General features: G+C 72.6%; 26 protein-coding genes. 15 read left to right on the top strand and 11 right to left on the bottom strand.

Features of this window, described 5'->3' with window-relative positions; genetic code table 11:
• The 3 genes from NBZ85_RS07070 to NBZ85_RS07060 form a co-directional block, all read left to right on the top strand.
• A partial coding sequence (locus NBZ85_RS07070; RefSeq protein ID WP_261561677.1) for a dihydrolipoamide acetyltransferase family protein occupies window positions 1-1094 on the top strand: 1094 nt, incomplete at its 5' end.
• Window positions 1095-1138: 44 nt separating this feature from the next.
• Window positions 1139-2083 (top strand): prephenate dehydratase, encoded by a 945-nt coding sequence (gene pheA / locus NBZ85_RS07065; protein WP_261555033.1) that lies wholly within the window; start codon window positions 1139-1141, stop codon window positions 2081-2083.
• 361 nt (window positions 2084-2444) lie between these two features.
• Entirely contained in the window at window positions 2445-3392 is a 948-nt protein-coding gene (locus NBZ85_RS07060) for a ParA family protein (RefSeq protein WP_261555032.1), read from the top strand.
• A gap of 13 nt (window positions 3393-3405) precedes the next feature.
• Here the strand turns inward: NBZ85_RS07060 and NBZ85_RS07055 are convergent, their stop codons facing one another.
• Complete coding sequence (locus NBZ85_RS07055; RefSeq protein ID WP_261555031.1) at window positions 3406-4656, bottom strand: FAD-dependent oxidoreductase; 1251 nt, start codon at window positions 4654-4656, stop codon at window positions 3406-3408.
• A gap of 112 nt (window positions 4657-4768) precedes the next feature.
• Between NBZ85_RS07055 and NBZ85_RS07050 the strand changes: the two genes are divergently transcribed.
• Together NBZ85_RS07050 and NBZ85_RS07045 are read left to right on the top strand one after the other, a co-directional pair.
• The gene (locus NBZ85_RS07050) at window positions 4769-5437 is read left to right on the top strand and encodes a TetR/AcrR family transcriptional regulator (RefSeq protein WP_261555030.1); all 669 of its coding nucleotides are present in this window, start codon (window positions 4769-4771) and stop codon (window positions 5435-5437) included.
• On the top strand, window positions 5434-5775 hold the full coding sequence (locus NBZ85_RS07045; protein ID WP_261555029.1) for a nuclear transport factor 2 family protein: 342 nt from the start codon (window positions 5434-5436) through the stop codon (window positions 5773-5775). Before NBZ85_RS07050 ends, NBZ85_RS07045 begins: the two co-directional genes overlap by 4 nt.
• A gap of 24 nt (window positions 5776-5799) precedes the next feature.
• On the opposite strand, the gene NBZ85_RS07040 is transcribed toward NBZ85_RS07045, so the two are convergent.
• The 7 genes from NBZ85_RS07040 to NBZ85_RS07010 form a co-directional block, all read right to left on the bottom strand.
• The gene (locus NBZ85_RS07040; protein WP_261555028.1) at window positions 5800-6822 is read right to left on the bottom strand and encodes a TolB-like translocation protein; all 1023 of its coding nucleotides are present in this window, start codon (window positions 6820-6822) and stop codon (window positions 5800-5802) included.
• Window positions 6819-8138: an MFS transporter gene (locus NBZ85_RS07035; protein WP_261555027.1), complete on the bottom strand. Its 1320-nt coding sequence runs from the start codon at window positions 8136-8138 to the stop codon at window positions 6819-6821. Before NBZ85_RS07035 ends, NBZ85_RS07040 begins: the two co-directional genes overlap by 4 nt.
• Before the next feature lie 6 nt (window positions 8139-8144).
• Complete coding sequence (locus tag NBZ85_RS07030; protein ID WP_261555025.1) at window positions 8145-9029, bottom strand: alkaline phosphatase family protein; 885 nt, start codon at window positions 9027-9029, stop codon at window positions 8145-8147.
• A 213-nt stretch (window positions 9030-9242) separates the two neighbouring features.
• Window positions 9243-10112, bottom strand: a complete 870-nt coding sequence (locus NBZ85_RS07025; protein ID WP_261555018.1) for a DUF4097 family beta strand repeat-containing protein — start codon at window positions 10110-10112, stop codon at window positions 9243-9245.
• Window positions 10113-10170: 58 nt separating this feature from the next.
• On the bottom strand, window positions 10171-10752 hold the full coding sequence (locus tag NBZ85_RS07020; RefSeq protein ID WP_261555016.1) for a hypothetical protein: 582 nt from the start codon (window positions 10750-10752) through the stop codon (window positions 10171-10173).
• A 103-nt stretch (window positions 10753-10855) separates the two neighbouring features.
• Window positions 10856-11215 carry a cytochrome P450 gene (locus NBZ85_RS32570; RefSeq protein WP_308204964.1) on the bottom strand — a complete coding sequence of 120 codons (360 nt, stop codon included), beginning with the start codon at window positions 11213-11215 and terminating at the stop codon, window positions 10856-10858.
• 21 nt (window positions 11216-11236) lie between these two features.
• Entirely contained in the window at window positions 11237-11431 is a 195-nt protein-coding gene (locus NBZ85_RS07010) for a hypothetical protein (protein ID WP_261555015.1), read from the bottom strand.
• A gap of 218 nt (window positions 11432-11649) precedes the next feature.
• Between NBZ85_RS07010 and NBZ85_RS07005 the strand changes: the two genes are divergently transcribed.
• Window positions 11650-12912, top strand: a complete 1263-nt coding sequence (locus NBZ85_RS07005; protein ID WP_261555014.1) for a cytochrome P450 — start codon at window positions 11650-11652, stop codon at window positions 12910-12912.
• Between the two features lies 1 nt (window position 12913).
• Here NBZ85_RS07005 and NBZ85_RS07000 read toward each other — a convergent pair whose 3' ends face one another.
• Genes NBZ85_RS07000 through NBZ85_RS06990 form a run of 3 tightly spaced genes read right to left on the bottom strand, consistent with a single transcriptional unit; the run spans window position 12914 to window position 16547 of the window.
• Window positions 12914-14155, bottom strand: a complete 1242-nt coding sequence (locus NBZ85_RS07000; protein WP_261555013.1) for a cytochrome P450 — start codon at window positions 14153-14155, stop codon at window positions 12914-12916.
• Window positions 14156-14167: 12 nt separating this feature from the next.
• Window positions 14168-15625, bottom strand: a complete 1458-nt coding sequence (locus tag NBZ85_RS06995) for an FAD-dependent oxidoreductase (RefSeq protein ID WP_261555012.1) — start codon at window positions 15623-15625, stop codon at window positions 14168-14170.
• On the bottom strand, window positions 15615-16547 hold the full coding sequence (locus NBZ85_RS06990; protein ID WP_261555011.1) for a PDR/VanB family oxidoreductase: 933 nt from the start codon (window positions 16545-16547) through the stop codon (window positions 15615-15617). Before NBZ85_RS06990 ends, NBZ85_RS06995 begins: the two co-directional genes overlap by 11 nt.
• Window positions 16548-16730: 183 nt before the next feature.
• Here NBZ85_RS06990 and NBZ85_RS06985 point away from each other — a divergent pair, with 183 nt between their 5' ends.
• From NBZ85_RS06985 to NBZ85_RS06945, 9 genes are all read left to right on the top strand, one after another.
• Complete coding sequence (locus NBZ85_RS06985; protein ID WP_261555009.1) at window positions 16731-17930, top strand: acyl-CoA dehydrogenase family protein; 1200 nt, start codon at window positions 16731-16733, stop codon at window positions 17928-17930.
• A gap of 73 nt (window positions 17931-18003) precedes the next feature.
• Window positions 18004-18561 carry a PaaI family thioesterase gene (locus NBZ85_RS06980; RefSeq protein WP_261555008.1) on the top strand — a complete coding sequence of 186 codons (558 nt, stop codon included), beginning with the start codon at window positions 18004-18006 and terminating at the stop codon, window positions 18559-18561.
• 38 nt (window positions 18562-18599) lie between these two features.
• Window positions 18600-19478: an alpha/beta hydrolase family protein gene (locus NBZ85_RS06975; protein ID WP_261555038.1), complete on the top strand. Its 879-nt coding sequence runs from the start codon at window positions 18600-18602 to the stop codon at window positions 19476-19478.
• Window positions 19479-19714: 236 nt separating this feature from the next.
• Window positions 19715-20890 carry an ABC transporter ATP-binding protein gene (locus NBZ85_RS06970; RefSeq protein ID WP_261555007.1) on the top strand — a complete coding sequence of 392 codons (1176 nt, stop codon included), beginning with the start codon at window positions 19715-19717 and terminating at the stop codon, window positions 20888-20890.
• A 51-nt stretch (window positions 20891-20941) separates the two neighbouring features.
• Complete coding sequence (locus NBZ85_RS06965; RefSeq protein WP_261555005.1) at window positions 20942-22336, top strand: ABC transporter substrate-binding protein; 1395 nt, start codon at window positions 20942-20944, stop codon at window positions 22334-22336.
• A 5-nt stretch (window positions 22337-22341) separates the two neighbouring features.
• Window positions 22342-23214, top strand: coding sequence for a metallophosphoesterase (locus tag NBZ85_RS06960; RefSeq protein ID WP_261555000.1), 873 nt, complete (start codon window positions 22342-22344; stop codon window positions 23212-23214).
• Window positions 23211-24188, top strand: a complete 978-nt coding sequence (locus tag NBZ85_RS06955) for a carbohydrate ABC transporter permease (RefSeq protein WP_261554999.1) — start codon at window positions 23211-23213, stop codon at window positions 24186-24188. Before NBZ85_RS06960 ends, NBZ85_RS06955 begins: the two co-directional genes overlap by 4 nt.
• 36 nt (window positions 24189-24224) lie before the next feature.
• The gene (locus NBZ85_RS06950; protein WP_261555037.1) at window positions 24225-25046 is read left to right on the top strand and encodes a carbohydrate ABC transporter permease; all 822 of its coding nucleotides are present in this window, start codon (window positions 24225-24227) and stop codon (window positions 25044-25046) included.
• Between the two features lie 350 nt (window positions 25047-25396).
• Window positions 25397-26216, top strand: an 820-nt coding sequence (locus tag NBZ85_RS06945; protein ID WP_438803066.1) for a DUF222 domain-containing protein, incomplete at its 3' end; no start/stop codon positions are given.

Raw genomic sequence — 26216 nt, 5'->3', positions numbered from 1 at the left:
GGTCGGGGTCGGGGTCGGGCAACATCCTCGTCGGCTACGGCGTCAGCACCGAGCCTGCCCGGCCGCGCCGCCGACGGGTCGGCGCCACCATCCCGACCCCGCGCCCGGCGATGCCCTCCGGGCCGTCCCGATCATCCGGGCTGGCGGGAACGTCCGGGCTGGCAGGAACGTCCGAGCCGGCAGGAACGTCCGAGCCGGCGGTGCCGTCGGGGTCGGCCGCGCGGACCGCGGTCGCCGTCGTGTCGCCCCTCGTGCGCCGTCTCGCCCGCGACAACGGCGTCGACCTGCAGGCGCTGACCGGCACCGGCCCAGGCGGATTGATCATGCGCCGCGACGTCGAGGCCGCCGTCGGGGACCCGCAGGCCCCCGCGCCGCACCTCGCCGAGTCCGACGCGACCGTCGTCCCCCTGGACGCGATCGGGCGGCGGGCGGCGGAGACGTTCACCCGCAGCCGGCGCGAGGTTCCCGACGCCACCTGCTGGGTCGACGCCGACGCCACCGGCCTGCTCGCCGCCCGCGACGCCCTCAACGCCGGCGGCGCCGAGCCAAGGATCGGGCTGCTGGCGATCCTGGCCCGCGTCTGCGTCGCCGCCCTGCTGCGCGCCCCCGAGCTGAACTCCTCCGTCGTCACCGACTCCGACGGCCGCGCCACCGGCGTGCGCCGCCACGGCGGCGTCCACCTGGGGTTTGCCGCGCAGACCCCGCGCGGCCTGGCCGTGCCCGTGGTGCATCACGCCGAGGACATGACCACGGCCCGGTTGTCCGCCGAGCTCACCCGGCTGACCGCGGCTGCCCGCGGCGGCCGGCTCACCCCGGGCGAGCTGACCGGCGGCACGTTCACGCTGAACAACTATGGCGTCTTCGGCGTCGACGGCTCCACCCCGATCATCGCCCACCCGCAGGTGGCGATGCTCGGCGTCGGCCGGATCGTCTCCCGGCCCTGGGTGGCGGACGGCGCGCTGGCCGTGCGCAGCGTCGTGCAGCTGTCGTTCACCTTCGACCACCGGGTCTGCGACGGCGCCACCGCCGGCGCGTTCCTGCGCTTCGTCGCCGACGCCGTCGAGGACCCCACCGCGCTGCTGCGCCACCTCTGAGCACCCCCACCCGCACCACCCGATCCGGTCCTAGGAGGTCTGACTTGCCTGCCCAGGCCCGCTACACCTACCTCGGCCCCGAGGGGACCTTCAGCGAGGTCGCGCTCCAGACGCTGCCGGAGGCGGCAAGCGCCGAGCTGGTGCCCTCCGCCTCCGTGACGGCGGCGTTGGACGCGGTACGCAGCGGCGACGCGGCCGGCGCGCTGGTACCGATCGAGAACTCCGTCGAAGGCGCCGTGACCACCACCCTCGACGAGCTCGCCACCGGACACCCCCTGATGATCTACCGGGAGGTGCTGCTGCCGATCAGCTTCGCCCTGCTCGTGCGGCCGGGCACCACCCTGGAGGACGTCAAGACGGTCACCGGCCATCCGGTTGCGCAGGCCCAGGTGCGCCGCTGGCTCGCGACGCACCTGCCGCACGCCGAGTGGGAGTCGGCCTCGTCCAACGCCGAGGGGGCCCGCCTGGTACGCGACGGGCGCTTCGACTGTGCCTTCGCCGGGGAGTTCGCCGGACGCCTCTACGGCCTGGAGGCGCTGGTGACCGACATCAACGACGCCGCCGACGCCACGACCCGCTTCGTCCTGCTCCGCCGCCCGGGCCGCATCGCCGCGCCGACCAGGGCGGACAAGACGTCCGCGGTGGCGTGGCTGACCGAGAACCACCCGGGCGCGCTGCTGGAGCTGCTGCAGGAGTGGGCCGTGCGCGGGGTCAACCTGATGCGGATCGAGTCCCGGCCCACCGGGGAGGGCCTCGGCCAGTACTGCTTCTCCATCGACGCGGAGGGGCATGCCAGCGATCGCCGGGTCGGTGAGGCCCTGATGGGGCTGTACCGGATCTGCCCGAAGGTGCGGTTCCTCGGGTCGTATCCACGGGCCGACGGCGTGGCCGGGTCCGTGCGCTCGCAGGTGACGGACCACGAGTTCCGCGCGGCGGCCGACTGGCTTTCCCGCTGTCTGGATGGCCGTGGTGACGATCGGGAGCCGTGATCGACCGGCGTAGGGGTGCCCGATCCGGCCGGCCCACCGGCCGGAAGGAGCCTGTCCGCGCCGGCTCCACATCACCGGGACGAACCGTCACGCGCGACGCTCGGCACCCCCGGATGGCCGCGCGGACGCCTCGGCACCGCCACCGTGGGTGGCGGCCGCGTTGCCCGATTCGGCCACCCCGCCGGCCGGGACGGGCCGGGCGCCGTGCCGTCACGGCGTTGTTTTTCCGGGCCATAGGGGCAATTCCGCAGCAGTCGTAGTCTGCGTGTAGGCCGAACACGGAGCACTGCCGGGTCCGACGACGCACGAGCAGACGTCACCGCGCGGTCGGGCGGGGCGCACGACCGGGAGCGAGGATGCGGTGAAGGTGGTGGCGATCGCCAGCTACAAGGGCGGGGTGGGCAAGACGACGCTCACCGCGAACATCGGCGCCGCCATCGCCCGGCTGGGCCGCCGCGTCCTGCTGATCGACCTGGACCCGCAGGCGAACCTCACCTTCTCCTTCTACCAGCCGGAGGTCTGGCGCACCGAGCTCGCCGAGCATCGCAGGACCGTCAAGGCCTGGTTCGAGTCGTGGCGACCGGAGACCATGCCGCCGCCGCTGGCGAGTTACGTGACCAACCCGCCGATCGCCGCCGCCGCCGTCGCCGAGCGCGGCGGCACGCTGGACCTGCTCGCCTCGCACCTGTCCCTCGGTGACATCGAGATGAACCTTGCCGCCCACCTCGGCGGCGCGCAGGCGCACCGGTCCACCCGCCACTACTTCGACGTCTACCAGCGCCTCGCCACCGGGCTCGCCTCCCCCGGGATGCAGGACTACGACCTGGTCCTCATTGACTGCCCGCCGCACTTCGGGGTGATGACGCGCGCCGCGATAGCCGCCTGCGACCACGTGCTCATCCCGGCCCGCCCGGACAACTTCTCCGCGCTCGGCATCGAGCATCTGCTCGGCAAGCTGCGTCGCTACGTCTGGGAGTACAACCGGGTTGCGGACCTGCAGTCCGGCGTGCATCCCGCGGCGAAACGCCTCGAGCCGCACGTGCTCGGCGTCGTGCTCATGATGGTCCAGTACTACCGCGGGCAGCCGACCAGCTTCCTGCGGCCCCACATCCAGCAGGCCGCCAGCCTCGGGGTCCCGATGTTCGAGTCGATGGTCCGGTTGAGCACCCGCAGCTTCGCCGGCGCGGCCGAAACCGAGCTGCCGGCCGTGCTTAGCCCGGACGTGCCCGGCGAGGTGGTCGGGGAGCTCATCGACGTCGTCGAGGAGTTCCTGCGCCGCCTGGCCACGGGCGCCCGCCCGACCGGCTGACTCCCCGATCGGGTCAGGCGAGGGCGAGGGTGGTGAGGATGTCCGGGGAGAACGCCTCGGCGGGGGGCGCCCAGGGGCCGGCGTGGACGGCGCCGAGTGCGGCGCCGAGGTCCGGGCGCTCGCGCAGCAGCCTCGTCATCCGCCGGCGCTTCGCCGCCCGCTCGGGCATGCCGAACGCGGACAGCAGATCGGTCAGCGCGGTGGCGAACCGCAGCCGCGCCATCCGCTCGCCGCGTTCCTCGGTGTAGCCGCGCAGCGTCTCCGGGGTCCAGGTGGGGGTGTCGAGCAGTGCCTCGGCGAGCACCCGGGTGTCGCGCAGGGTGATGCTCAGCCCCTGGGCGGTGACCGGGTTGCTCCAGCCGGCGGCGTCGCCGAGCAGCGCGATTCCGGGCCGCAGCGGGTTGTCGGTCCACGCGTCGGTCATGGGGAAGGTAGCGCACGGCCCGGCCGGGGTCGCCTCGGCGAGCGCGTCGCCGCACGGCAGCGCCGGCGAGCGGTACGCCGCGAGGAAACGGGCCACCCGCTCGGGCCCGTTGAACCGCTCGGGGTCGTCCGCCTGCCGGGCGATGTAGAGCCGGATCAGGCCGGCGCTGCGGGGCACGACAACGTACTGGTTGCGCCCGTCGACGCCGAGCGTCGTCTCGGCGCGATCCCACGCGCCGCCGTCGTCGACCAGCAGCCCGGTGAGCATCACCCGCGGGGTCGTCACCGCGAGTGGGATGCCCAGCGCCGTGCGGGTGGCGGAGTTTTTACCGTCGGCGACGACGACGAGCCGGGCGCGCAGGGTGCGGTGTGCCCCGTCGAGTTCGTAGGTGACCGCCGGGGCCGGGCCCGGTTCGACCGTCGAGCGCCCGACGCCGCGCACGACGGTCGCCCCCGCCTTGGTCGCCGCGATGGCCAGCGCCTCGCGCAGCTCCGGATGGCCGACGCCGATGATCCCGGGCACGCCGGGCACCGCCGTGGACAGATCCATCGCGGCGGCGCGGGCACGGGCGACGGGGAGCATCTCGTCGTAGGGCACCATCCGGCTGATCACCGACGCGCCCTCGGTGCCGAGCACCGTCTCACCCAGGCCGAGCTCGACGGCCTCACCGAAGCCCCAGGGCGCGATCGCCTCACCGCGAATCTGGTCGCGGTAGACGCGCTCGCGCTCCAGCACCGTCACGCCCAGGCCCGCCGCGGCGAGGCGGGTGGCGAGCGCACAGCCGCCCACCCCGCCGCCGATGACGACGACGTCGCTGTCACCGTCGCTGTCGCTGCCCATTTCGGCCTCCCTCGGGTCATGGCCACGCTGATTAACTATGGCATAATGAGCCCGAGGCGATCGACTTGTCCAAGATGGTCCAGAGGACGAGGACGGATACGGGAGGCGGCCGGTGGCACGCAGGCGCGGCGGGACCCAGCCGGCGCCGCTGACCCAGCGCGACGTGCTCGACGCCGCGCTGCGGGTCACCGAGCGTGGCGGGCTCGACCGCCTGACCGTGCGCGCCGTCGCCGACGAGCTCGGCGTCACCCCGCCCGCGGTGCACTACCACCTGCGCGGCGGCGAGGACCTGGCCGACCGGGTCGTCGAGGCGGTCGCCGCCGACATCCGCATCGAGATCGATCCGGCCGTGCCCTGGGTGGACCAGTACGTCGGGCTCGTCACGGCGATGGACGAGGCGTTCCGGCGCTACCCCGGCACGGGGATGCGGGCGCTGACGGCCTCGCGACCCTCCGCCGCGGCGGGCCGGCTGACCGGCACGGCGCTGTCGATCCTGCGCGCCGCCGGCCTACCGGAACCCGCGGCGGTCGAGCTGTTCACCGCCACCTATCTGCTGTTCACCGGCTGGCTCGCGGCCCGGGGTCTGATGGCGGCGGGAGGCACGCATCCCAGCCTGGCCGCCGCGGGCATGACCGGGCCGGGCCTGGACGACCTCTCGACACTCGAACGCGCCCTGCGCCGGGTGCTGGCGACGGTGCCGGCGGCGCCGCCGCCCGTCGCCGACCGGATCGACCCGGCGGGCCAGGCGCGGCCCGCCCTCACAGAGGAGTCACGCACATGAGCGACACCACCGTCATCGACGACTACTTCGCGGGCTGGAACAAGCAGGACACCGACGCGATCCTGGCCACCCTGACCCCGGACGTCGTGCTGGAGGACGTCCCGACGGGCCACGGCGCCACGGGGACCGACGCGGCCCGCGCCTTCATCGACAACGCGCTGAGCCAGACGGCGGGCACCACCTACGACGTCGTGACCACCCTGTCCGACGGGGCCACCTACGCCATCGAGTGGGTCATGCAGCCGGCGGGCATCCGCGGGTCCTCCTTCGGCTCGCTGCGCGAGGGCCGGATCGCCGTCAACCGCGACTACTGGAGCCTGCCCCGCAAGTCCGCCTGAGGGGCCCCGGTCAGCCGAGCCACGTCAGCCGACCACGGCGGGAGCCAGTGCCGCCGTGGTCAGCCGCCGCGGGCTGCCGCCGCCGTCGGCGGGCACGGTCCACAGGTCGCTGCCGTAGTCGCCGGGCAGGGCGTAGGCGAGGGTGCGGCCGTCGAGCCAGAGCGCCTGGTCGTCGACGTTGCGCCGCTCGGCCGGCGCGGTCTCGCGCATGGTCCGCAGGTCGAGGACGGTCAGCCGCCAGGGCGCGTCCGCGGGCAGGCCCGCCACCCGCTTCTTGAACGCCAGCCGGGTGCCGTCCGGGGACAGCGACGGGCATTCGACGTTCGACCGCAGGGTGGTGACCGTGCGCGCGGTGACGTCGCCGCGCACGAGGTAGGTCTGGCCGCCGGTGGCGAGCGTGGCGTAGAAGTGGGTGTCGTCGGCGAACGTCACCCCCCAGAAGTTCGCATCCGGGCTGCGGTAGGCCCGACCGTCCCGGACGATCCGGTAGTCCTCCAGGCTCCCCTCCAGCCGCCAGGTGCGGGTGTCGAGGATGGACGTGCGGGTGGAGAACACGGTGCCCGCGTAGGAGTCGCCGCTGACGAACACGGTCCAGGCCACCATGCGTCCGCTCGGCGAGACCCGGGCCCGGGTGGGGATGCCGCCCAGTGGGTAGTGGTGCCGCTCGCGCAGGTCGGCGTCGAGCACCACCGCCCGGTAGCTCTCCCCCACCGCGCCCGGCACCCGGCGCAGGCAGATCCCGGTGCCGCCGGCGGCGTGGAAGCGCAGGCAGCGCACGCCGGAGGCGGTGCGGGGCCCCGCCGGGTCCGCCGCCGGTACGGACACCAGCTCGTCGCGGTGCGGACCCCACGCCGTCGAGCGGAACACCAGCCGTTCCCCCGCCGGCGCGGCGAGCACGACCCGGCCGGGCCGGATCACGGGCCCGCTGGCCTGCTGGTGGTCGCGCCCCGCGGCCCGGCCGGAGGCGTGCACCACGGCCGCGGTGGCGACCCCGGCGAGCACCATGACGACCGCGGCGAGGACGGCGAGGCGGGCACGGACGCTCACCGCGCCACCCGCCCGGGACGCAGGCCCGCCCGCCCGGGACGCAGGGCGACGGCCGCGGCGGTGCAGGCCGCGAGCGCCGCGGTGGCGGCGGCCAGGGCGGCGTGGTCACCCCAGGCCGTCCAGGCGGCACCGAACAGCAGCGAGCAGGCGAAGCGCGCACCTACCTGCCCCGTCTGGACCAGGGCCAGCCCGCTGGACCGCAGTCGCTGCGGGACCGACCCGGCCGCGGCCGCCATGAGCACCCCGTCGGTCGCCGCGTAGAAGGCGCCGTGCAGGACGAGCACGACGGCGGGCAGCGCCGCGCCCCCCGCCGGGGCGAGCAGAAGACCATAGGCCACGAGCAGGCCGCCGTGCCCGGCGAGAAAGACCCGCCAGCGGCCGAACCGGTCGGCGGTGCGTCCCAGCGGGACGGCCAGCAGCAGGAACGCCGCGGACGTGCCCAGCGGCAGCAGGGGAAACCACTCGCCGGACAGGTCCAGGTCGCGTTGCAGGATCAGGTACAGGAACGAGTCGCTGACGGTGGCGAGGCCCAGCAGCAGCGCGCACAGGGTGAGACGGCGCAGCGCGCGGTCGCCCAGCAGGCTCACGGCGGCGCGCAGCGACACGGCCGCCTGCTCACCCGGCCCGCTCTCGGCCGGCCCGGGTTGGGGCACGCGGCCGGGCACGAACAGCAGCAGGACGACGACCCCGGTCGCCGCGACGCAGAAGCTGACGGTGAACACCGCGTCGAACCCGTCGGCGGCCGCGTGCATCACGACGATCGCGACGACCGGCCCCAGCAGGGCACCCGCGGTGTCCATCGCCCGGTGCACGCCGAAGGAGCGGCCCTGGGCCTCCGGCGAGGCGGCCAGCGAGATCATCGCGTCCCTCGGGGCCGTGCGTAGCCCCTTGCCGGTGCGGTCCATCGCGAGGACGGCGCTGATCCCCGCCACGCTGTGCACGATCAGCAGCGCCGGCTTGCACAGCGCGGACAGCCCGTAGCCGAGGGCCGCCATCGACTTGTAGCGCCGGCCGCGGTCGGCGAGGTGGCCGCCGACGAGGCGGACCAGCGCGCTGGCGCCGTTGTAGATGCCGTCGAGCAGGCCGAAGCCGAGCGGGGACAGGCCCAGCCCGGTCACCAGGTACAGCGGCAGCACGGCGGTGACCATCTCGGCGGAGACGTCGGTGATGAGGCTGACCGTGCCGAGGACCAGCACGGTGGCGGGCACGGCCCGCCACGCGAGGCCCGCCGGCGCCCGGGTCGCCGGCGGCGGGGCCGGCAGGCCCGGGGTGGCCCCCGGGCCTGCCGGTCTGGTGCGGGTGTCCGCGACGTACACGGGCCGTTAGCTCCAGATGCCGGTGATGTCCGCAGCGCTCGAGGCGTTGCCGGCGTGCGCCGTCAGGCCGGCAAGATCCTCCAGCGTGCGCAGCAGGTTGTAGTGGTTGTACGTCGTCGACGTGCTGCTGCCCGCGGTGACGTGCTGGCCGTAGAACACCGTGGGGATCCGGTTGCCGCTCTGCTTGTTGTCCTCGTCGAAGGTGACCACGAGCACGCTGTTGTGGGTCTTCGCCCAGGTGGCGTAGGCGCCCAGGTTGTTCTGCAGCCAGGTGTCGCCCGTGGCGACCGAGCAGTCGTGCATGTCGTTGCACAGGTTCGGGACGACGAACGAGACCTTCGGCAGCGTCGTGTAGTTCGTCGGGAACTGCGCGAAGGTGTGTGCGGTGCTCGTCGGCACATTGCTGAAGGCGAACCACGGGTTGTGCTTGCGGGCGTACTTGGTGGAACTGTTCGTGCAGACCGTCGACCCGGCCGACGGCAGGCCCTCGTTGTAGCTGCCGAACGTCCTGCCGGCGGCGATGAGTTCGGAGCCGAGGTTGGCGGCGCTGCTGAATCCCGGGGTGTAGCAGGCATCGTCGGTGACGCCCTGGGTGCCGCCGGAGAACAGCGCGACGTAGTTGGGCTGGCTGGGATGGGTCAGGCCGTAGGAGGCGGTGAGGTTCGCGCCGCCGCTCTTCAGCGAGTTGATGTACGGCGCGCTGGAGGATCCGATGACCTGCGAGTAAGCATGGTTCTCGAGCATCACCACGACGACGTGGTCGGGCGCCGGCAGGCTCGCGGCCTGGGCGGGCGCGGCGGCCCACACCCCGAACAGGGCGGCCGCCAGGCTGGCCGCGCCGAGGGAGCCCAGCGCCAGGCGCGAACGCCGGACACGGGTGAGAACGGACAAGGTGGAACCTCCGGCATTGACGAAGGAATCAGCACGGGCCCTCGCTGAAGATTCACGCCAGGTTAGGAGGTCCGACCGCCCACGGTCAGTGCTGCGCAGAGGAAGAGGAGACAAACAGACGAATGCGGTGCGACACCGTCGCTTCACCCATTCATAACCTGACTCCGGAGCCGGGTGGGCCGAGGTAGACGGTCCATCAGTGGGGAGAGAGATCTACTTGGCCAGCACCGGTGGCAGGTCGGGCCGGCAGCGGTGGACCAGGATGTCGCCGCGGCCGGAGACGGCACGGATCTCGACGGTCTCGTCGGACGGGGCGGGGCGGTCGACGGCGGCCAGGTCGCTGCGCGCGCTGCCGTCGCCCGTACGGAGGTCCAGCAGGGCGGCGGTGCCCTCGCGCACGCCGATGTCGAGCCGGCCGGATCCGGTCACGAGGCTGACCGTGCCCCGCGCCACCTCGCCGATGCGGATGTCGGCCGAGCCGGACACGGCGTCGACGCTCGCCTGCGCCCGGTCGACGTCGATGGACCCGGCGCCGCTGGCCAGCCGCACCGGCGCCGCCGTCTCGCCGATGGTGATGTCGCTGCGCGCGGCCTGGATCACCGCCGTGCCGTCGAGCCGCCGGATCCGGATCGCGCTCCTGGCGGTCCCGACGTCGGCGTGACCGCGGCAGCGGCCGACGCGGACGTCCCCCCCGGCGGTTCTCAACCGCAGGTCGCCGGTCTCGTCGAGGTCGACGCCGCCGCGCGCGGCCTGCACCACGCAGTCGCCCAGGCGGCCCGCGGCCCGGATTCCCGGCGCGGTCGCGTCGACCCGCGAGCCCGTGGGCAGGTCGACCGTCACGTCGACCGCCTCGCCGGATCCGAACAGGGACCTCAGGCGCCTGCGCGGCGCCCGGATCGTCAGCCGGCCGTCTGCGTACTCGACGGTGGTCTCCCGGGCGGCCTGCACGTCGGCGTCGCTGGACGGCTCGGCCGGGCGCACCTCCACGACCGTGTCGGCGCGATCGCCCGCCCGGATCTGCAGGCCACCGGCGCCCAGTTCGATGACGGCGTGGATCGGTTCGGGGGTGTCGAAACTCGGCATGGTCTATCTCCTCCTTGAAGGGCCGGGCCCGGGTTCTGGAAAGTCGGATCACGCCGCTCTAGCGCACCCAGCCGCTGTAACGGCGCCCCTGCTGCCGGGCTCCCCGCCCGCCGGGGCTCCCGGGCACGGGGCCGGGGTCGAGCGCGGCGCCGACGGCGCGCACGAGCCAGGCGTTGACGGACAGCCCCTCGCGGTCGGCCGCCTCGTCGATGCGTGGCCTGAGATGCTCGGGGACGCGCAGCGTGAGCCGCGACGTACGCCCCTCGTCGCCCTCCGGCACGACGGGCGGCGGTGCCACGACGGCAGGCGAGGACTCGGCGGACAGACCACCCGCCGGCCCGACCCCGACGGAACGGTTGACGTCATAAATGACGTCACTTTCGGCCGACGGGAACGGCGGCGGTGGCGTCACGACGAAGTCGGGGTCGCGGCCGCGCAGCCGCACGTCGACCGAGCCCGGCGCCAGCTCGCGGGTGATCTCGTCCGCGGCCGCCGACAACGCTTCCAAAAGGGCAAGCCGGACAGCCGATTCCAGCGGCCCGACCAGCCGCTCGGCCAGCGCGAGCGCGTCCGCACCCCCCGCCTGCGCAGCGACCGCGAGCTCCCGCCGAAGGTTCTCGACATACGGTGCAAGGTCCATGACGTCATTATGGCGTCACACAGACGTCAAAAGCAAGACCGCATTCTCAGCAGGCCCGCCACCCACCACCGCGACGGCTTGACACGGTCATGTGGAGGTCAGGTCAGCGGGCGTGGAGGCGGACCTGTAGCGCGTCAACACCGCGGACGGCGAGATGGGGCCGGTAGGTCGGCGCGGCGGTGATCTCCAGCCGGGTGACCCGGTCGAGCAGGGCGGCCAGCATGATCTCGGCTTCCAGGCGGGCGAGGGGGGCGCCGCGGCAGTAGTGGATGCCGTGGCCGAAGCCGAGATGGCGCGCCGCCGGGGCGGCCGAGGCGTAGCGGGTGATGTCGAAGTCGTCGGGTCGCGCGAAGACGTCGGGATCGCGGCGCGCGCGCAGCGCCGCGAACTGGTCGGGGTCGCGGGCGATGCGCGCGACCCGCTCGGCCGGGTCGAGCAGCTCGGCCGACAGCGCCTGGGCCATCGGCCGGTTCGGGACGTGGCCTCAGGCGCCCTCCTGCAGGGCGGCGACGCAGTCGCCGTGCCGCATGATCACGCCGATCCTGGGTGCCTGCGGGGACAACCAGTGGCAGCGCCCCGACTCCCGCAGTGCCCGGTACAGCGGGTACGGATCGCTGCGCCGCCGCGGGTCGAACAGCTCGCGCACATCCACGGCCACCTCGACGTGTTCAGCCGTCATACCAGGCTCTCCCCATACCGATTGAATGTTAGGCCGGGGCGGGAGAACGACCGCATTCGATATCCGTCTCTTATCGACCGATACGGAATCCCGGGCCCGGGCCGACGGGCTCTTGACCCCTCGCCGCCGGCGACCCACGATAACGCCCGCCACCTGCATTTCTCCGCGCGCACACCCGTGTCCACCGGCCGGGTGGCGCCCACGAAGGAGCGGGATTCATGAGCACAGCGGAGATCGACGGAATTCGGGCCGACGGCAACCGGGCCGACGCCCATGACGTTTTCGACGCCGCCCACCAGATCAACCCCTACCCGCGTTACCGTCAGCTGCGTCAGGGCCCCGGGCCGACCCCCGTCCGTCTGGGCGATGCCGAGGTGACACTGATGTCCCGGTTCGCCGACTGCGCCGCGGTGCTGCAGAGCCAGGCGTGGGGGCATGGCAACGTCGACCGGCTCAGCCCCTTCTGGGATCAGCAGGCGAGCCTGCCCGGGTCGTTCATCCGGATGGACCCGCCGGACCACCGGCGGCTGCGCACCCTGGTCAACAAGGCGTTCAGTGCCCGGATGGTCGCCGACCTCACCCCCATGATCACCAGCCTGGTCGACACGCTGGTGGACCGGGCGCTCGCCACCGGCGGGCTCGACGTCATCGGGGACCTGTCCGCGCCGCTGGCCCAGGCGATGGTGGGCCAGCGGCTGCTCGGGGTGCCGGCGGCCGATGCCGAGATGCTGCGCTCCTGGGAGTTGGCGATCGCCCGCGGCACCGACCCCGACGCCCTGCTGTCCGCCGAGGACGCCGCGCGGCGCGACTCCGCCGGCGCGAACGTCGTCGCCTACCTGCGCGACCTCGTCGCACGCCGCCGGGCCGATCCGCAGGACGACCTGCTCAGCCGGCTCGTCGCGGTAGAGGAGTCCGGCGAGGTGCTCACCGCCGCCGAGGTGCTCGGCATCTGCGTGCTGCTGCTCGTCGCCGGGATGGAGACGTCGATCAACCTGGTCGGCAACGGCATCCTCGCCCTGCTCGCCCACCCCGACCAGCTCGCCCTGCTGCGCGAACGGCCCGAGCTGGCCCCGTCGGCGGTGGAGGAGATCCTGCGCTACGACACGCCGACCCAGTTCACGATGCGGGTCGCGCTCACCGACACCACGGTCGGCGAGCACCGGTTCCACCGCGGCGACGGGGCGATCGTGCTCATGGGGTCGGCGGGCCGCGACACCGGCGTGTTCGACGGCGGCGAGCGCCTGGACATCACCCGCTACGCCGAGCCCGGCCGTTCCCCGCGCCACCTCGGCTTCAGCCTCGGTCTGCACTACTGCCTGGGCGCGCCGCTGGCCCGGCTGGAGGCGACGACCGCGATCCGCACCCTGGTCGAGCGGGCGCCGGCGCTGTCGCTGGCCACCGACGAGCTGTCCTACCAGCCGAGCCTCATCCACCGCGGGCTGCGCTCACTGCCCGTCGACCTCTCCCCCGCCGCCGGGTAGTTCAGACGCCGCGGAAACGCACGGGGAGTTCGGCCAGGCCACGGATGAGCATGTTCGCCTTGTACGGCGGCCGCTCGGTGAGCAGGTCCATGTCGGCGACGCGCCGCAGCACGCCGGCCAGCAGCAACTCCATCTCGAGCAGTGCCAGCGGCGCGCCGAGGCAGTAATGGTGGCCAAGGCTGAACGACAGATGCCGGGCGATCGGCTTCGACGTGTGGAAGCGGGTGACGTCGAGCCGATCCGGGTCGTCATATACCAACGGGTCGCGGTTCGCGCAGGCGATGAGCGCGACGATTCCCTCGCCGGGGGCGAAGACCTCGCCCGCCACCACCAGCTCGCGCTTGGCGGCCCGGGTGTTCATGTGGATGGGCGAGTCGTAGCGCAGCAGCTCGTCGACCGCCGGGCCGATCAGCTCGGGGCGTTCGCGCAGCAGTGCGACCTGGTCTGGGTTGCGGATCAGCGCCATCATCCCGTTGCCGACGAGGTTCACCGTCGTCTCGTGCCCGGCGATGATCAGAGTCACGCAGGTGCCGAGCAGCTCCTCCTCGGTGAGCCGGTCGCCGGCCTCCTCGACGGCGGCGAGCTGGGTGATCAGGTCATCGCCCTGGGCCTCGCGGCGCCGGCGGGAGACCAGTTCGCGGAAGTACCCCAGGAACTCGGGGATGGCGCGGTTACGCTCGGCAAGCGCCGCCGGCGTCATCAGCACGTCGGGGTCGAAGGCGCGGGCCAGCGCCTGCGACCAGACCTGCACCGCCGGGTGGTCCTCCGCCGGCACGCCGAGGATCTCGCAGACGATCGTCAGCGGCAGCGGGTAGGCGATGGTCTCGATGAGGTCGAACTCGCCCGCCCGCAGCGCGTTGTCGAGCAGCTCGTCGACGAGGGCGGAGATGCGGGGCCGCAGCGCCGCCACGGTCCGGGCGGTGAACGCCTTCGTCACCAGGCCGCGCAGCCGGGTGTGGTCCGGCGGCTCCATCCACAGGAAGGACGCCGGGAAGGCCTCGGCGGGGATCGTCGGGTGCAGGTGGTGGGGCTCGCGGTCGTGGCCCCACTCCTGGCTGCCCAGTACCGCCGCGCAGTCCGCGTAGCGGTTGGCGACCCGCAGGCCGAACGCGGCGGTGTGCAGCGGGCCGGCGGCACGCAGCTCGGTGTAGACGGAGTAGGGGTCGTCCCGGTTCGCGGGATCGAACAGCTTTGTGAGCAGCGGGGCCTGAACTTCGGACGGCGTGGGTTGGACGGTGACCATGCTGAGCTCCTTCTACGACGGACCGTGAGGTGCTGGACGGGCGCGCCCCCCGACGGCCCCGGGGACGAGTACGCGGGCGGCCAGCGCCGGGCGCAGCAGCGCGGCGGGCGGCTCGGTCAGGTGCACGACGCGCATGAGGGTCCGGGCGACGGCGGGGTCACGGTGCGCGCTGCGCTGCGCCCGCGCCGCGTAGCTTCCGGTGACCCGGCCCCGCAGGGTGCGCCGGCCCGTCACCGCGGGGTAACGCAGGTCCGACGAGGCCGCCATGTCCCAGGCGACGTCGTTGACGGGGCCGACCGCGCGGTAGAAGCGGCCCGGCAGTCCGCCGCCGAGGCCCGAGCGCAGGCAGTCGCGCAGGACGAGCGCCTGCTGGGCGGCGACCGTCATCCCCTGCGCGTACAGCGGGTTGAAGCTGCACAGGGCGTCGCCGATGACCACCAGGCCGTCGGGTGGGCGGCGCAGGGCCTCGAAGTGCCGGCGCACCGACTCCCGGAACCGGTACGGCACGGCGTCGCCGAGGGGGGTGGCGGCGTGGATGAGGTCGGCGATGTCCGGGGCCACCAGCCGCCGGGCGAACGCGCAGAATCCGTCGTGGTCGGTCGGGGGATGCTCGCCGAGCAAACCGGCGAGGGTGACGATCCAACGGTCGCCCTCGACGGCGGCCGCGCCCCCGCCGCGCAGGCCCGGGGTGGTGGCGATGATGACGCTGAGGTCGCCGTCGAGGTGCTCGGGGCGGCGCCGATAGAGCCGGGAGGCGTAGCCGAGATCCACCGTGACGCGTGACGTCGGCGGCGTCGGGTGCCCGGCTGCGGCCAGCCAGTCCAGGGTGCGGGAGTTGCGCCCGCTGGCGTCGACCACGAGCTCGGCCGCGAGAACCGTCGGCGCGCCGTCGCCGTCACCCGCACGGATCCGCACGCCGGTGACGGCCCCGCCCGGCGCGGCGCCGACCAGTCCGACCACCGCCGTCCTCGCCAGCACGCGGACGCCGGGCAGCGCCGCCGTGCGCCGGCGCAGCTCCCGTTCCAGCAGTGGCCGGCTGGCCAGCACCGAGGTCAGCCCGGTCGGGACCGGTCCGACGCGGCGTCCCTGCAGGTACCAGCGGCCGCCGACGAGCGCTTCGCTGGTCGGCGCGCCGGCGTCGACGAGCTCGGCGACCAGGCCCGGATGCAGGTCCTCGAGGATCTGGCGGCCCCGGTCCATCAACGCGTGCAGATGCCCGGCCTGCGGCACCCCACGCCGAGCACCAAGCTCCGCGGGCGACACGTCGGCCAGCTCGGCCAGGTCGGCCAGGTCGGCCAGGTCGGCCAGGTTGTCGCGGTCGAGGACGCTGACCCGCTCGAAGTGTTCGGTCAGGACCCGCGCGGCGAGCAGTCCGCCGACACCCGCCCCGAGGACGACGGCGTGCCCGGAGCGGGTGATCGGGATGATCGGGGTGGTCGGGGTGGTCGGGGCCTGGCGGTCAGATGTCAAGGGTCAGCCGCTCCGAGTGCGCCCGGGAGACGCAGATCATCATCGTGGATCCGGTCGCCCGTTCTTCCTGCGACAGCACCGAGTCCCGGTGGTCGACCTCGCCGTCGAGCACGGTCGTCTCGCAGCTCGCGCAGGTGCCCTCCCGGCAGGAGGAGGGGACGTCGAGCCCGGCGCGGTCGAGCGCGTCAAGCACCGACTGGCCGGCCCGCACCCGCACCCGCCGCCCGGAACTCGCCAGCAGCACGTCGAAGTCCCGCTGCTCGGCCTCACCGCCGTCGAGGCCGTCCAGCTGGCGGGGGCGGAACCGCTCGATGTGCAGGGTGCCGACGCCGCGGGCGGCGAACGCCCGCTCGGTGGCGGCCAGCAGCGGTTCCGGCCCGCAGCAGTACAGCCGCGAGTCGGCGTCGAGCTCGGCGACGACGTCGTCGACGGGCAGCAGACCCTCGGTGTCCTCGGGCAGCACCCGCACCCGGTCGGGGTGGCGGGCGAGTTCGGGCAGGAAGGCCATCCGCCGCCGCGCCCGCCCGCCGTAGTAGAGCCGCCAGTCGGCGCCGCGGCGCTCCAGCTCTCCCAGCATCGGCAGCAGGGGGGTGATCCCGATGCCGCCGGCCACCAGCCGATAGGACCCGCCGGCCACCAGCGGGAAATTGTTTCGTGGCGCGCCGACCTCGATTTCCGAACCCTTCACGACCTGTTCATGGAAGTAGCGCGATCCGCCCCTGCTTTTCTCCTCCAGGAGCACCGCTATTCGCCATGACCTGGTATCGGACGGATCACCGCACAACGAGTACTGGCGGATCTGGCCAGCCGGTATGCGAATATCTACGTGGGCGCCCGGCGCCCAGGTCTCGAGAGCTTCTCCTCGCGGGTCCACCAGTGCGACTACCAGCACGTTCTCTGCTGCCAGGGTCGCGGTGTCCACCCGAAGGACCGTCCAACGAGATTCCGAACTCACTGACGAACCGTCTCATGTCGACCACCAGGAGAACAGCGACCAATACAACGGCAATCACCCCATCGGAAACGTCGATGGCCGGCGACCGAACACGCGGTTCACCGCAACAATGACCCCGCACGCAGCATATTGTCACCGGTGGGAGCAACCGTGAGCGAGAAAATCGTCAGGCCGTCCGAAGCATCGAGCCCGCCGGATCCCGTGCTGCTGGCGGAACGGACCGCGACGTTCATCCGGGACGTCGTCATCCCCGTCGAACGCGAGATCGTCGTCGACGGCCGCCGGATGGACGACGCGTTGCGCCTGGAACTGGTCGGGGCGGCGAAGGGCGCCGGCGTGTTCGGCCCGCTGTCGCCCGTCGAGTACGGCGGCTTCGGGCTCGACTTCCGCGGGCAGGCACACGTGCTGGAGGCGGCGGGCGCGAGCCTCATCGGGCCGCTGGCCCTGCACTGCTGGGCGCCGGACGACGGCAACATCCATCTGCTCGTCGATGCCACCACCCCGGACCAGCGCAAACGCTACCTGGCGCCACTCGCCGCCGGCGAGGTGCGCTCGGCGATCGCGATGACCGAACCCGCGCCGGGCACCGGATCCGACCCGAGCATGCTGCGCACGCTGGCCACCCGGGTCCCCGGCGGCTGGTCGATCACGGGCGCCAAGCACCTCATCACCGGCGCGGACGGTGCCGCCTTCACCATCTGCGTCGCCCGCACCGGCGCCGGCCCGACGATGTTCCTCGTCGACGGGGACAACCCGGGCATGCGGGTGGTGCGCCGGATGCCGACGCTGGACTTCACCAGCGCCCCCGGCGGCCACTGCGAGGTCGCCTTCGACGACTGCCGGGTCGACGACGACGCCGTGCTCGGCGAGGTGGGTCTGGCGCTCGAGTACGCCCAGGCGCGCCTCGCCCCGTCCCGGTTGACGTTCTGCATGAACTGGCTGGGCCTGGCGGTGCGCGCGCACCGCCTGGCCGCCGAGCAGGTGCTGGGGCGCCATTCCTTCGGCTCCCCCATCGCCGAGCACGGCATGGCGCAGGCGCTCGTCGCCGACAACGAGATCGACATCGCCGCGGCCCGCGCGCTCGTCCATGCCACCGCCGCGGCGCTGGATGCCCACGGGGCGACCAGTTCGATCGCCCGCCACGACGCCGCCATCGCGAAGACGTTCGTGTCCGAGGCGGTGTGGCGGGTACTCGACCGGGCCGTGCAGCTCTTCGGCGGGCTCGGCGTCTGCGAGGACCACCTGGTGGCCCGTTTCCTCGTCGAGGCGCGCGCTTTCCGCATCTACGAGGGTCCCTCCGAGGTGCTGCGGGCCTCGGTGGCGCGGCGGGTGTTCCGCCGCCTCGGCTAGTTCCAAGGATCTTGGTGTTCCGCGGAACCGCGTCCGGTGTCGGTTCAGGTCCATCACACGGTAGGAGACCCAGATGAGCAACCCGTCAGTCCTGAGCCCGGCAGTCCTGAGCCCGGCAGCGCCCGGATTCTCGGTTTTCGCCCAGCCGGGGAAGGCGGCCGCGGACTTCGAACACATCCGGCGGATGGCCAACACGGTGGTGCCCTTCGGCGCGTTCGTCGGCGTCGAGGTCACCGACGTCGACGCCGACCACGCGGTCGTGGAGATCCCCGACCGCCCCGAGCTGACCAACCAGTTCGGCACCGTGCACGCCGGCGCGCAGTTCCTCGCCGCGGACATCGCCGGGGCGTGCGCGTTCGTCGGCGCGGCGGCCAGCCGGATCGCGGACGTGGAATGGCTCGTCGTACGCGACAGCTGGTCGTCGTTCCGCCGGCCCGCCCGCGGGCTGGTGCGCGCGGTGGGAACCGTCGACGAGCGGGCGGTGCGCCAGGTGCTCGCCGCCGGGCCCGGCGAACGCGTCGACCTCGACGGCAAGGCGGTGCTGCGCGACGCCGCCGGCGCCCTGGTCGCCACCTTCCGCTTCGCCTACGTCGCCGAACTCGCCGCCCCGGCCGCCCCGGCTGCCCCGTGACCGGGTCTGCCCCGCCGCGACGCTCGGAGTTCTCCTCGTTGGAGTCGCTGCGGGTCGACAGCGTCGGCGGGGTGTCGTTCGTGCTGCGGGTGCTCGCGCAGGACGACCCGGGCGCGCCGGTCGTGCTGATCCTGCCGGCGATGGCGCTGAAGGCGAAGTTCTACCTGCCGATCGCGCGGGCCCTGCACGCGTCAGGTCTGTCGGTGGTGACGACGGACCTGCGCGCCCAGGGCGAGTCGACGCCCGGCCTGCACGAGCAGCCGACCTTCGGCTACCGGGAGCTGATCGAGGTCGACCTGCCGCGCGTCCTCGCCGCCGTGCGGACCCGGTTCCCCGGGTCGCGGCCGTACCTGTTCGGGCACAGCCTCGGCGGCCAGATCGCCCTGCTGCACGCCGCCGCCGCGCAGGACGGCCCGATCGCCGGCGTCTGCGTCATCGGGACGGGGACCGTGTACTGGAAGGCGTTCGGCTTCCGGCGCTGGGCCGAGGCGCTGGTGAAGATCCAGACGATCGGCCTGGTCGCGCGGGTACGCGGCTACTGGCCGGGCGGCATGCTCATCGGCGGCGCCATGCCCGGCCGGGTGATGACGGACTGGGCCCGGCATTCGCGCACCAGCCGCTACCGGCCGGCCGGGACGACCCGCGACTACGACCGGCTGCTCGCCGACCTCGACCTGCCGGTGCTGGCCATCTCCCTCGACGACGACCGGCTCGGGCCGAAGTCGAACGTCGACTTCCTCTGCCGCCGCATGCCCCGGGCCCGCCTCGACCGGTGGCACATCACCGCCTCCGCCGGCGTCGCCCACCGCGACCACTTCGCCTGGACGAGGGATGCCGCCGTCATCGGCCCGGCGGTCGCCGCCTGGATCCGCGACCGCCGCAGGCCCGCCCCAGTAGCAATTCCTCTCGCGCCATAGGAACCTCCAATCGAGCGCCGTCACCGACATATTCGTCGCGATCCGTTCACCACCAATTCACCATGCCGTGCTGAACTGCATCTGCTCGTGGACACGGAATTAATCGACACGTACACGGACCGGGCGCCGGGAATTCATCGGCCAGGGGACAGCCCGGTTCGGCACTGGTCCGGCCTCTGCGCGCGCAGGACATAAAAAGCTGTTTGGCAGATGCCGCCGGATCACAGGGGGAGCCAGTGAGCCGCATTACCGTTGAAAACGTCACGCGCCGCTATGGTGACGTGCGGGCGGTCGACGGGGTGAGCCTCGACGTCGCCCACGGCGATTTCCTGGTTCTCCTCGGCCCCAGCGGCTGCGGAAAGTCGACGCTGCTGCGCATGATCGCCGGCCTGGTCCCGCCCAACGACGGCCGGGTACTCGTGGACGGGCGCGACGTCACCGAGACCCCGGCCCGCGACCGCGACCTCGCGATGGTGTTCCAGAGCTACGCGCTCTACCCGCATCTGACCGTGGCGCGCAACATCGGGTTCCCACTGCGCACCCGGCGCCAGCGCAAGGTCGAGATCTCCGCGCGGGTCGCCGAGGTCGCCGACGTTCTCGACCTCGGCAAGCTGCTCGACCGCCGGCCGCGGGAACTCTCCGGCGGCCAGCGCCAGCGCGTCGCGCTCGGCCGCGCCCTGGTCCGCGACCCCGGTGCCTTCCTGATGGACGAGCCGCTGTCGAACCTGGACGCCCAGCTGCGCACCGCAACCCGCACCGAGATCACCGAGCTGCACCACCGGCTCGGGCGGACGTTCGTCTACGTCACCCACGACCAGGTCGAGGCGATGACGATGGCGACGTCGGTGGCCGTGCTCAACCGCGGCCGCCTGGAGCAGGTGGGGACGCCGACCGAGGTGTACGACACCCCGGCGTCGGCGTTCGTCGCCGGTTTCCTGGGTTCGCCGCCGATGAACCTGCTCGACGCCGAGGTCGTCGCCCGCGACGGCCGGCTGCACGCGGTCGCCGCGGGCGTGGACGTGCCCTTGGACCTCGGCGAGCCGGGTAACCAGGGCGAGCCGGCTAACCAGGGCGAGCCGGTGCGGCGACCCGCCGTCCTCGGCGTCCGCCCCGAGCACCTGAGCCTGCGGCCGGCCGCGAGCGACGGCGCTGCCCCCGAGGCGACGCTGCGCGGCACCGTGCGCACCATCGAGAACCTCGGCAGCGAGGAGATCGCCCACTGCCGCGTCGGCACGGCCGAGGTGGCCGTGCGTGCCCGGCGGCCGGCCGGCTTCACCGTCGGCGAGGGCGTCGTCCTGACCGTCCGCCCCGAGCACACCCATCTGTTCGACCGGGAGTCGGGACGCCGGCTCGTCTGGCGGCCGGACCGGGACGCCTCGGTCCCGGCCGCCCGCGTCGCCGTCGCCACCTGACGCCCACCACAGCTCACCCGCTCGCACCGTCACCTCGCCGAGGAGCAGCACGTGAAAAGACCGTTCGCCCGGAGATCGTTCTCCCTGGTGGTCCTGTCGGCCGCCACCGCACTGTCCGTCCTGGCCGCCTGCGGCTCGCCCGGCGGCGGTGGCGACGACACAACGACGAAGGCCACCGGCAAGATCCCCGAGCTCGGCCAGGACCAGAAGGTCTCCATCGTCTTCGAGAGCTACAACTTCGGTCAGGCCGGCGCCTGGACGGACACCTTCAACGAGCTGATCGGCAAGTTCGAGAAGGCGCACCCGAACATCCACGTCACCGCGCAGAAGCCGCAGGGTTCCAGCCCGAACCCGGCCACCGACACGGTGTCGAGCCTGCAGAGCCAGATCGCCGCCGGTTCGCCGCCGGACGTGGTGCAGCTCGGCTTCAGCGACCTCGACTTCGCCGTGCACTCCCTCAAGGTGAAGCCGCTGGACGACCTGGTCGGCAAGGACGCCGTCCAGGCGAACTTCGACGGCGCCAAGTACCCCTACGCCAAGACCGCGCGGACCCTCGGTGACTGGGACGGCAAGACCTTCGGGGTGCCGTTCGTCTTCTCCACCCCGGTGCTGTACTACAACGCCTCCATCTTCACCGAGGCCGGTCTCGACCCGACGAAGCCGCCGACGACGTGGGACGAGGCTCGCCAGGACGCCAGGGCGATCGTCGACAAGACCGACCACGACGGCGTGTACCTCGACTGCCTCACGAAGATCGCCAAGGACTGGTGCTTCCAGAGCCTGGTGCGCTCCAACGGCGGACGGGTGATCTCCGAGAACCGCACCGCCCTGGCCTACTCGCAGCCCCCCGCCGTCCAGGCCGTCCAGATGGCCCAGGGCCTGGTCAAGGACGGCCTGACCCCCGTGCTCGGCCAGAAGGAGGCCTACACGAGCTTCGCCGCCGGCAACATCGGCATGATCCTGGAGACCAGCTCCGTCCAGGGCACGTTCGTGAAGGGCTCGAAGGGCAAGTGGGACCTGCGCGCCGCGCCGATGCCGAGCTTCGGCGCGAAGCCGACCGTCCCGACGAACTCCGGCGCGTCGCTGTTCGTGCTCTCCAACGACGCGGCCAAGCAGCGCGCCGGCTGGGAGCTGATCAAATTCCTGACCAGCGAGGACGCCTACAAGACGATCTCCACCAAGATCGGCTACCTGCCGCTGCGGACCGGCCTCGTCGACGACCCGAACGGGCTCGCCGCATGGGCCAAGACAAACCCGCTGATCAAGCCGAACATCGCTCAGCTCGACCGGATGGAGCCGTGGATCTCGATTCCCGGCGTCAACTACATCCAGGTCCGTGACGGGATGATGGACGCGGTCGAAAAGATCGTGTACCAGGGCGCGGACGCGCAGTCGACCCTGACCGCCGCCCAGAAGCAGGGCACCGCACTGCTCCCGAAGGCATAACCCCGATGACCACGACCGGACCGGCCGAGCTGACCCTGATCCAGGTGAGCGACACCCACCTGCTGCCAGCCGGCCAGTTGATGCACGACCGCGTGGACACCTTCGCCCTGCTGGAGACGGTCGCCGCGACGGTGGCGTCCTCGACCGGTCCGGTCGCTGGGATCCTGCTCACCGGCGACCTCGCCGACGACGGCTCCCCCGCCTCCTACCGGCGGCTGCGCCAGATCATCGACCCGCTGGCAGCGAAGCTCGGCGCGCCCGTCGTCTACACGATGGGTAACCACGACGAGCGCCTGGCGTTCCGCGCCGAACTCCTGAACGGCGCCGACGTGCCCGCGGACCATCCCTGCGACAGCATCCACCTGGTCAACGGCCTGCGCCTGGTCGCCCTCGACTCCACCACGCCGGGCCGCCACGACGGCTGGCTCACCGACGCCCAGCTCGCCTGGCTGGCCGGTGTGCTGGCCACCCCGGCGCCCCGCGGCACCCTGCTGATCGTGCACCATCCGCCGTTGCCGTCCCCGGTGCCGACCGTGCACCTGCTGCGGCTCGCCGCCGCCCAGCGGCTCGCCGACGTCGTCGCCGGCACCGACGTGCACATGATCCTCAGCGGGCACGCCCATCACGCCGGCGCCGGCGCGCTCGCCGGCATCCCCGTGTGGATCAGCCCCGCGCTCGCCTACGACGCCGACCCGCTGCCGCCCGACGGCCGGCTGCGGGGCCTGCTCGGCGGCGGCTTCAGCCGGATCGACCTGATCGACGGCCAGTTCGTCGCCACCGCGATCCCCCTGACACCCGCCGGCCACGTCTACAACAACGACAGGGCCGAGATGGTGGAGTTCATCCGCAGCGTCACGCCGCAGACCACCCCGGGATGAGCGGGATGCTCGTCGAGGTCGCTCCCCCCACGCTGCCGGCGCCGATCGTGGCGCCGGCAGCGGCCGGGGGCCTGGGCCGGACCGCCCGGCGCCTGCCCCGCCGCCTCGGCCGCGGCGTCGTGCCCTACCTGTATCTCATCCCGGCGCTGGGCATGCTCGTCGTCTGGACGTACCGCCCGCTGGTGGAGACGGCGAACTACTCGTTCTACTCGTGGAACCTGTCGCCGACACAGCCCGCGACCCCGGTCGGCTGGCACAACTACCACCGGCTGTTCACCCTGCCCGAGCTGGGAGGATCGGTCTGGCGGACCCTGCTGATGATCATCGGCCTGTTGCCGTTCACGATCGTCATCCCGGTCCTGGTAGGGCTGCTCTCCCGCGAGGTGCGCGGCCGGGCGCGCAGCTTCTACCAGGCGCTGATCTTCCTGCCGTTCCTGGTCGCGCCGGTGGCGAGTGCCGCGGTCTGGCAGTGGCTGCTCAGCCCCCGCTCCGGGGCGGTGAACCGGGCTACGGGCTCGTCGGTGAACTGGTTCCACGAACGGTGGCCCGCCCTGATCGCCATCACCGGCATCACCGGCTGGCACGTCCTCGGGTTCGCCGTGGTCGTGGTCGCCGCCGGCCTGGCCTCGATCAACAGCGATTATGCGGAGGCCGCCTCCATCGACGGGGCGTCGCGCTGGCAGATCACCCGCTGGCTGACGCTGCCGCTGCTGTCGCCGACGCTGGTGTTCCTGGTGTTGTCCACGGTGCTGCTGTTCGCGCCCCAGTGGACGTTCCCGTTGATCGACTCGCTCACCCAGGGCGGTCCGGTCGACGCCACCACCAACGTCTACTACCTGCTCTGGGAGTACGGCATCCAGAGCTTCGACGCCGGCCTCGCCTCGGCAGCCGGCGTGGTGTTCTTCCTCGGGTTCGGGCTGGTGGCGGCGGTGCTGCTGTGGATCTCCGAGCGCGTCACCATCCACGACGACTGAGAGGGCGCGCCGATGACCAACTTCGACGTCCCGGTGATGCCGGGGAGTCGGTCGAGGACGCGCGTCGTCGTCGGCCATCTCACCCTGGCCGCGCTCGGCCTGGCCTGCGTGTTCCCGATCTACTGGCTCTACGCGACGTCGCTGCGGCGACCGAACGACGTCTACGAGGTCAACCCGCTGCCGTGGCCGCTGTCCGTCGACAGCTACCGCACGGCGATCGACGAGGTCGACGTCCTGCGGCTGCTGCTCAACACCACCGTCGTCGCGGTGCTCACGGCGCTCGGGCAGCTGCTGACCAGCCTGCTCGCCGCGTACGCCTTCGCCGCCTGGAACTTCCCGCTCAAGCGGGTGCTCTACCTGGCCTTCGTCGGTAGCTGGCTGGTGCCGTTCCAGGTCGCCATGCTGCCGAACTACGTGCTGCTGCACCAGCTCGGGCTGCTGAACACGCTGTCCGGGGTGATCGTCCCGAACATCGTCTCCGGGCTCGGCGTGCTGCTGCTGCGCCAGCACCTCGACAGCTTCCCCAAGGAGCTGCTGGAGGCGGCGCGGATGGACGGCCGGTCGTCCTGGTCGACGCTGTGGACGGTGGTCGTGCCGAACCTGCGCGCGGCCCTGGCGGCGCTGGGCATCCTGCTGCTCGTCAACTCCTGGAACGAGTACTTCTGGCCGGCGCTGGTCCTGCAGCGGCACAACGATGTGCTGCAGCTCGGCATCCGCAGCTTCATGAGCTCCACCGAGGGCGACGACTGGGGCCCGCTGACCGCGACCGCCGGCCTGGCCTGCCTGCCGATCTTCGTGATCTACCTGGTGCTGCAGCGCCACGTCGTGAGCGGCTTCGTCCGCTCCGGCCTGCGCTGAAGGCCCGTGCCGCGCGCGGTCGGGAACCCGACTCCCACCGCGCGCGGCACGATTCCGTGTCAAGCCGTGGTCCGGCCGTCCGGATCTGGCCGGAAACCGGGCTGCCTGGTTCCACGGAACACTTTGATCATCTTGGTTCGGCGCGGCCGGCACCCGGCGGACGGTTCCGCGGAACACCATGATCGATTCCAGGGCTCCCCGTCGGCCGGATTCGGCGCCGCGTCAACGTTGCCAGGTCTGGGGCTGGCCAACCCACCCTGGTGGATCATGGGCCGGTTTTTGTCGGTGGTGGGTGCGACGATCCTCGTGTCCGCTTGTTCGTCGACACCCCTGGCCCGGTGATCATGATGATGGAAGCGTCCGCAGTCCCGTCTCCTACTGTCCCGTCCGCGTCGTCGGTGGCGTCCGCCCTGATCGGGGTGGATGTGGAGGCCGCACCGCTGCCGGAGGTGGAGGAGGTGATCTGCCGGTGGGCGGGGCGGATCGCGGCGGCAACGTGTGGCTGGCTGCTGGCGGTGGCGGCGTTCGACCGGCGGGAAGGCTGGTCCGGGGTCGGGATCGCGTCCTGCGCCCACTGGCTGGCATGGCGGTGCGGGATCGGTCTACGCGCCGCCCGGGAGCAACTCGCCACCGCGCACGCGTTGGAGGAGCTTCCCGCGATCCGCGCGGCGTTCGCGGCGGGGACCTTGTCGTATTCGAAGGTGCGGGCGGTGACCCGGGTCGCCGATGCGCGGTCCGAGCAGGTGTGGTTGACCCATGCCCGGTTCTGCACCGCCGGGCAGATCGAACGGCTGGCACGGTCAGTCCGGCAGGCCCGCGGCGACAACAGGATCCTGCGGGCGGCGAAGCGGCTGGTGTGGCGTTCCGACGACGATGGCATGCTCCATGTGACCGCGGTCCTGCCTCCGGATGAAGGCGCCCGGCTGATCGCCGCGTTGGAAACAGCCCGAACAAGCCTCGACACCACCACCCCCCTCACCACCACCAGCGATGCCGAGGCAGACGAGGCCGGGACGGATGAGGCCGATGAGGTGCCCACCGACGGAGACAGCGTGTTCACGGCTCGGGACCGCAAGCGTGACGCCGACGCGCTGGTCGCGTTGGCCGACGGGTTCCTCAACCAGCCCGCTCCCGGACTGATGAGCCCCGGGCACGCCCTCACCGTGCACC

Origin of the sequence: Frankia tisae, assembly GCF_025403405.1 — a bacterium.
In the GTDB taxonomy this organism is placed as follows: domain Bacteria; phylum Actinomycetota; class Actinomycetes; order Frankiales; family Frankiaceae; genus Frankia; species Frankia tisai.
Note: the sequence above shows the minus strand (reverse complement) of the source record. Positions and strands in the feature narration are given on the sequence as shown.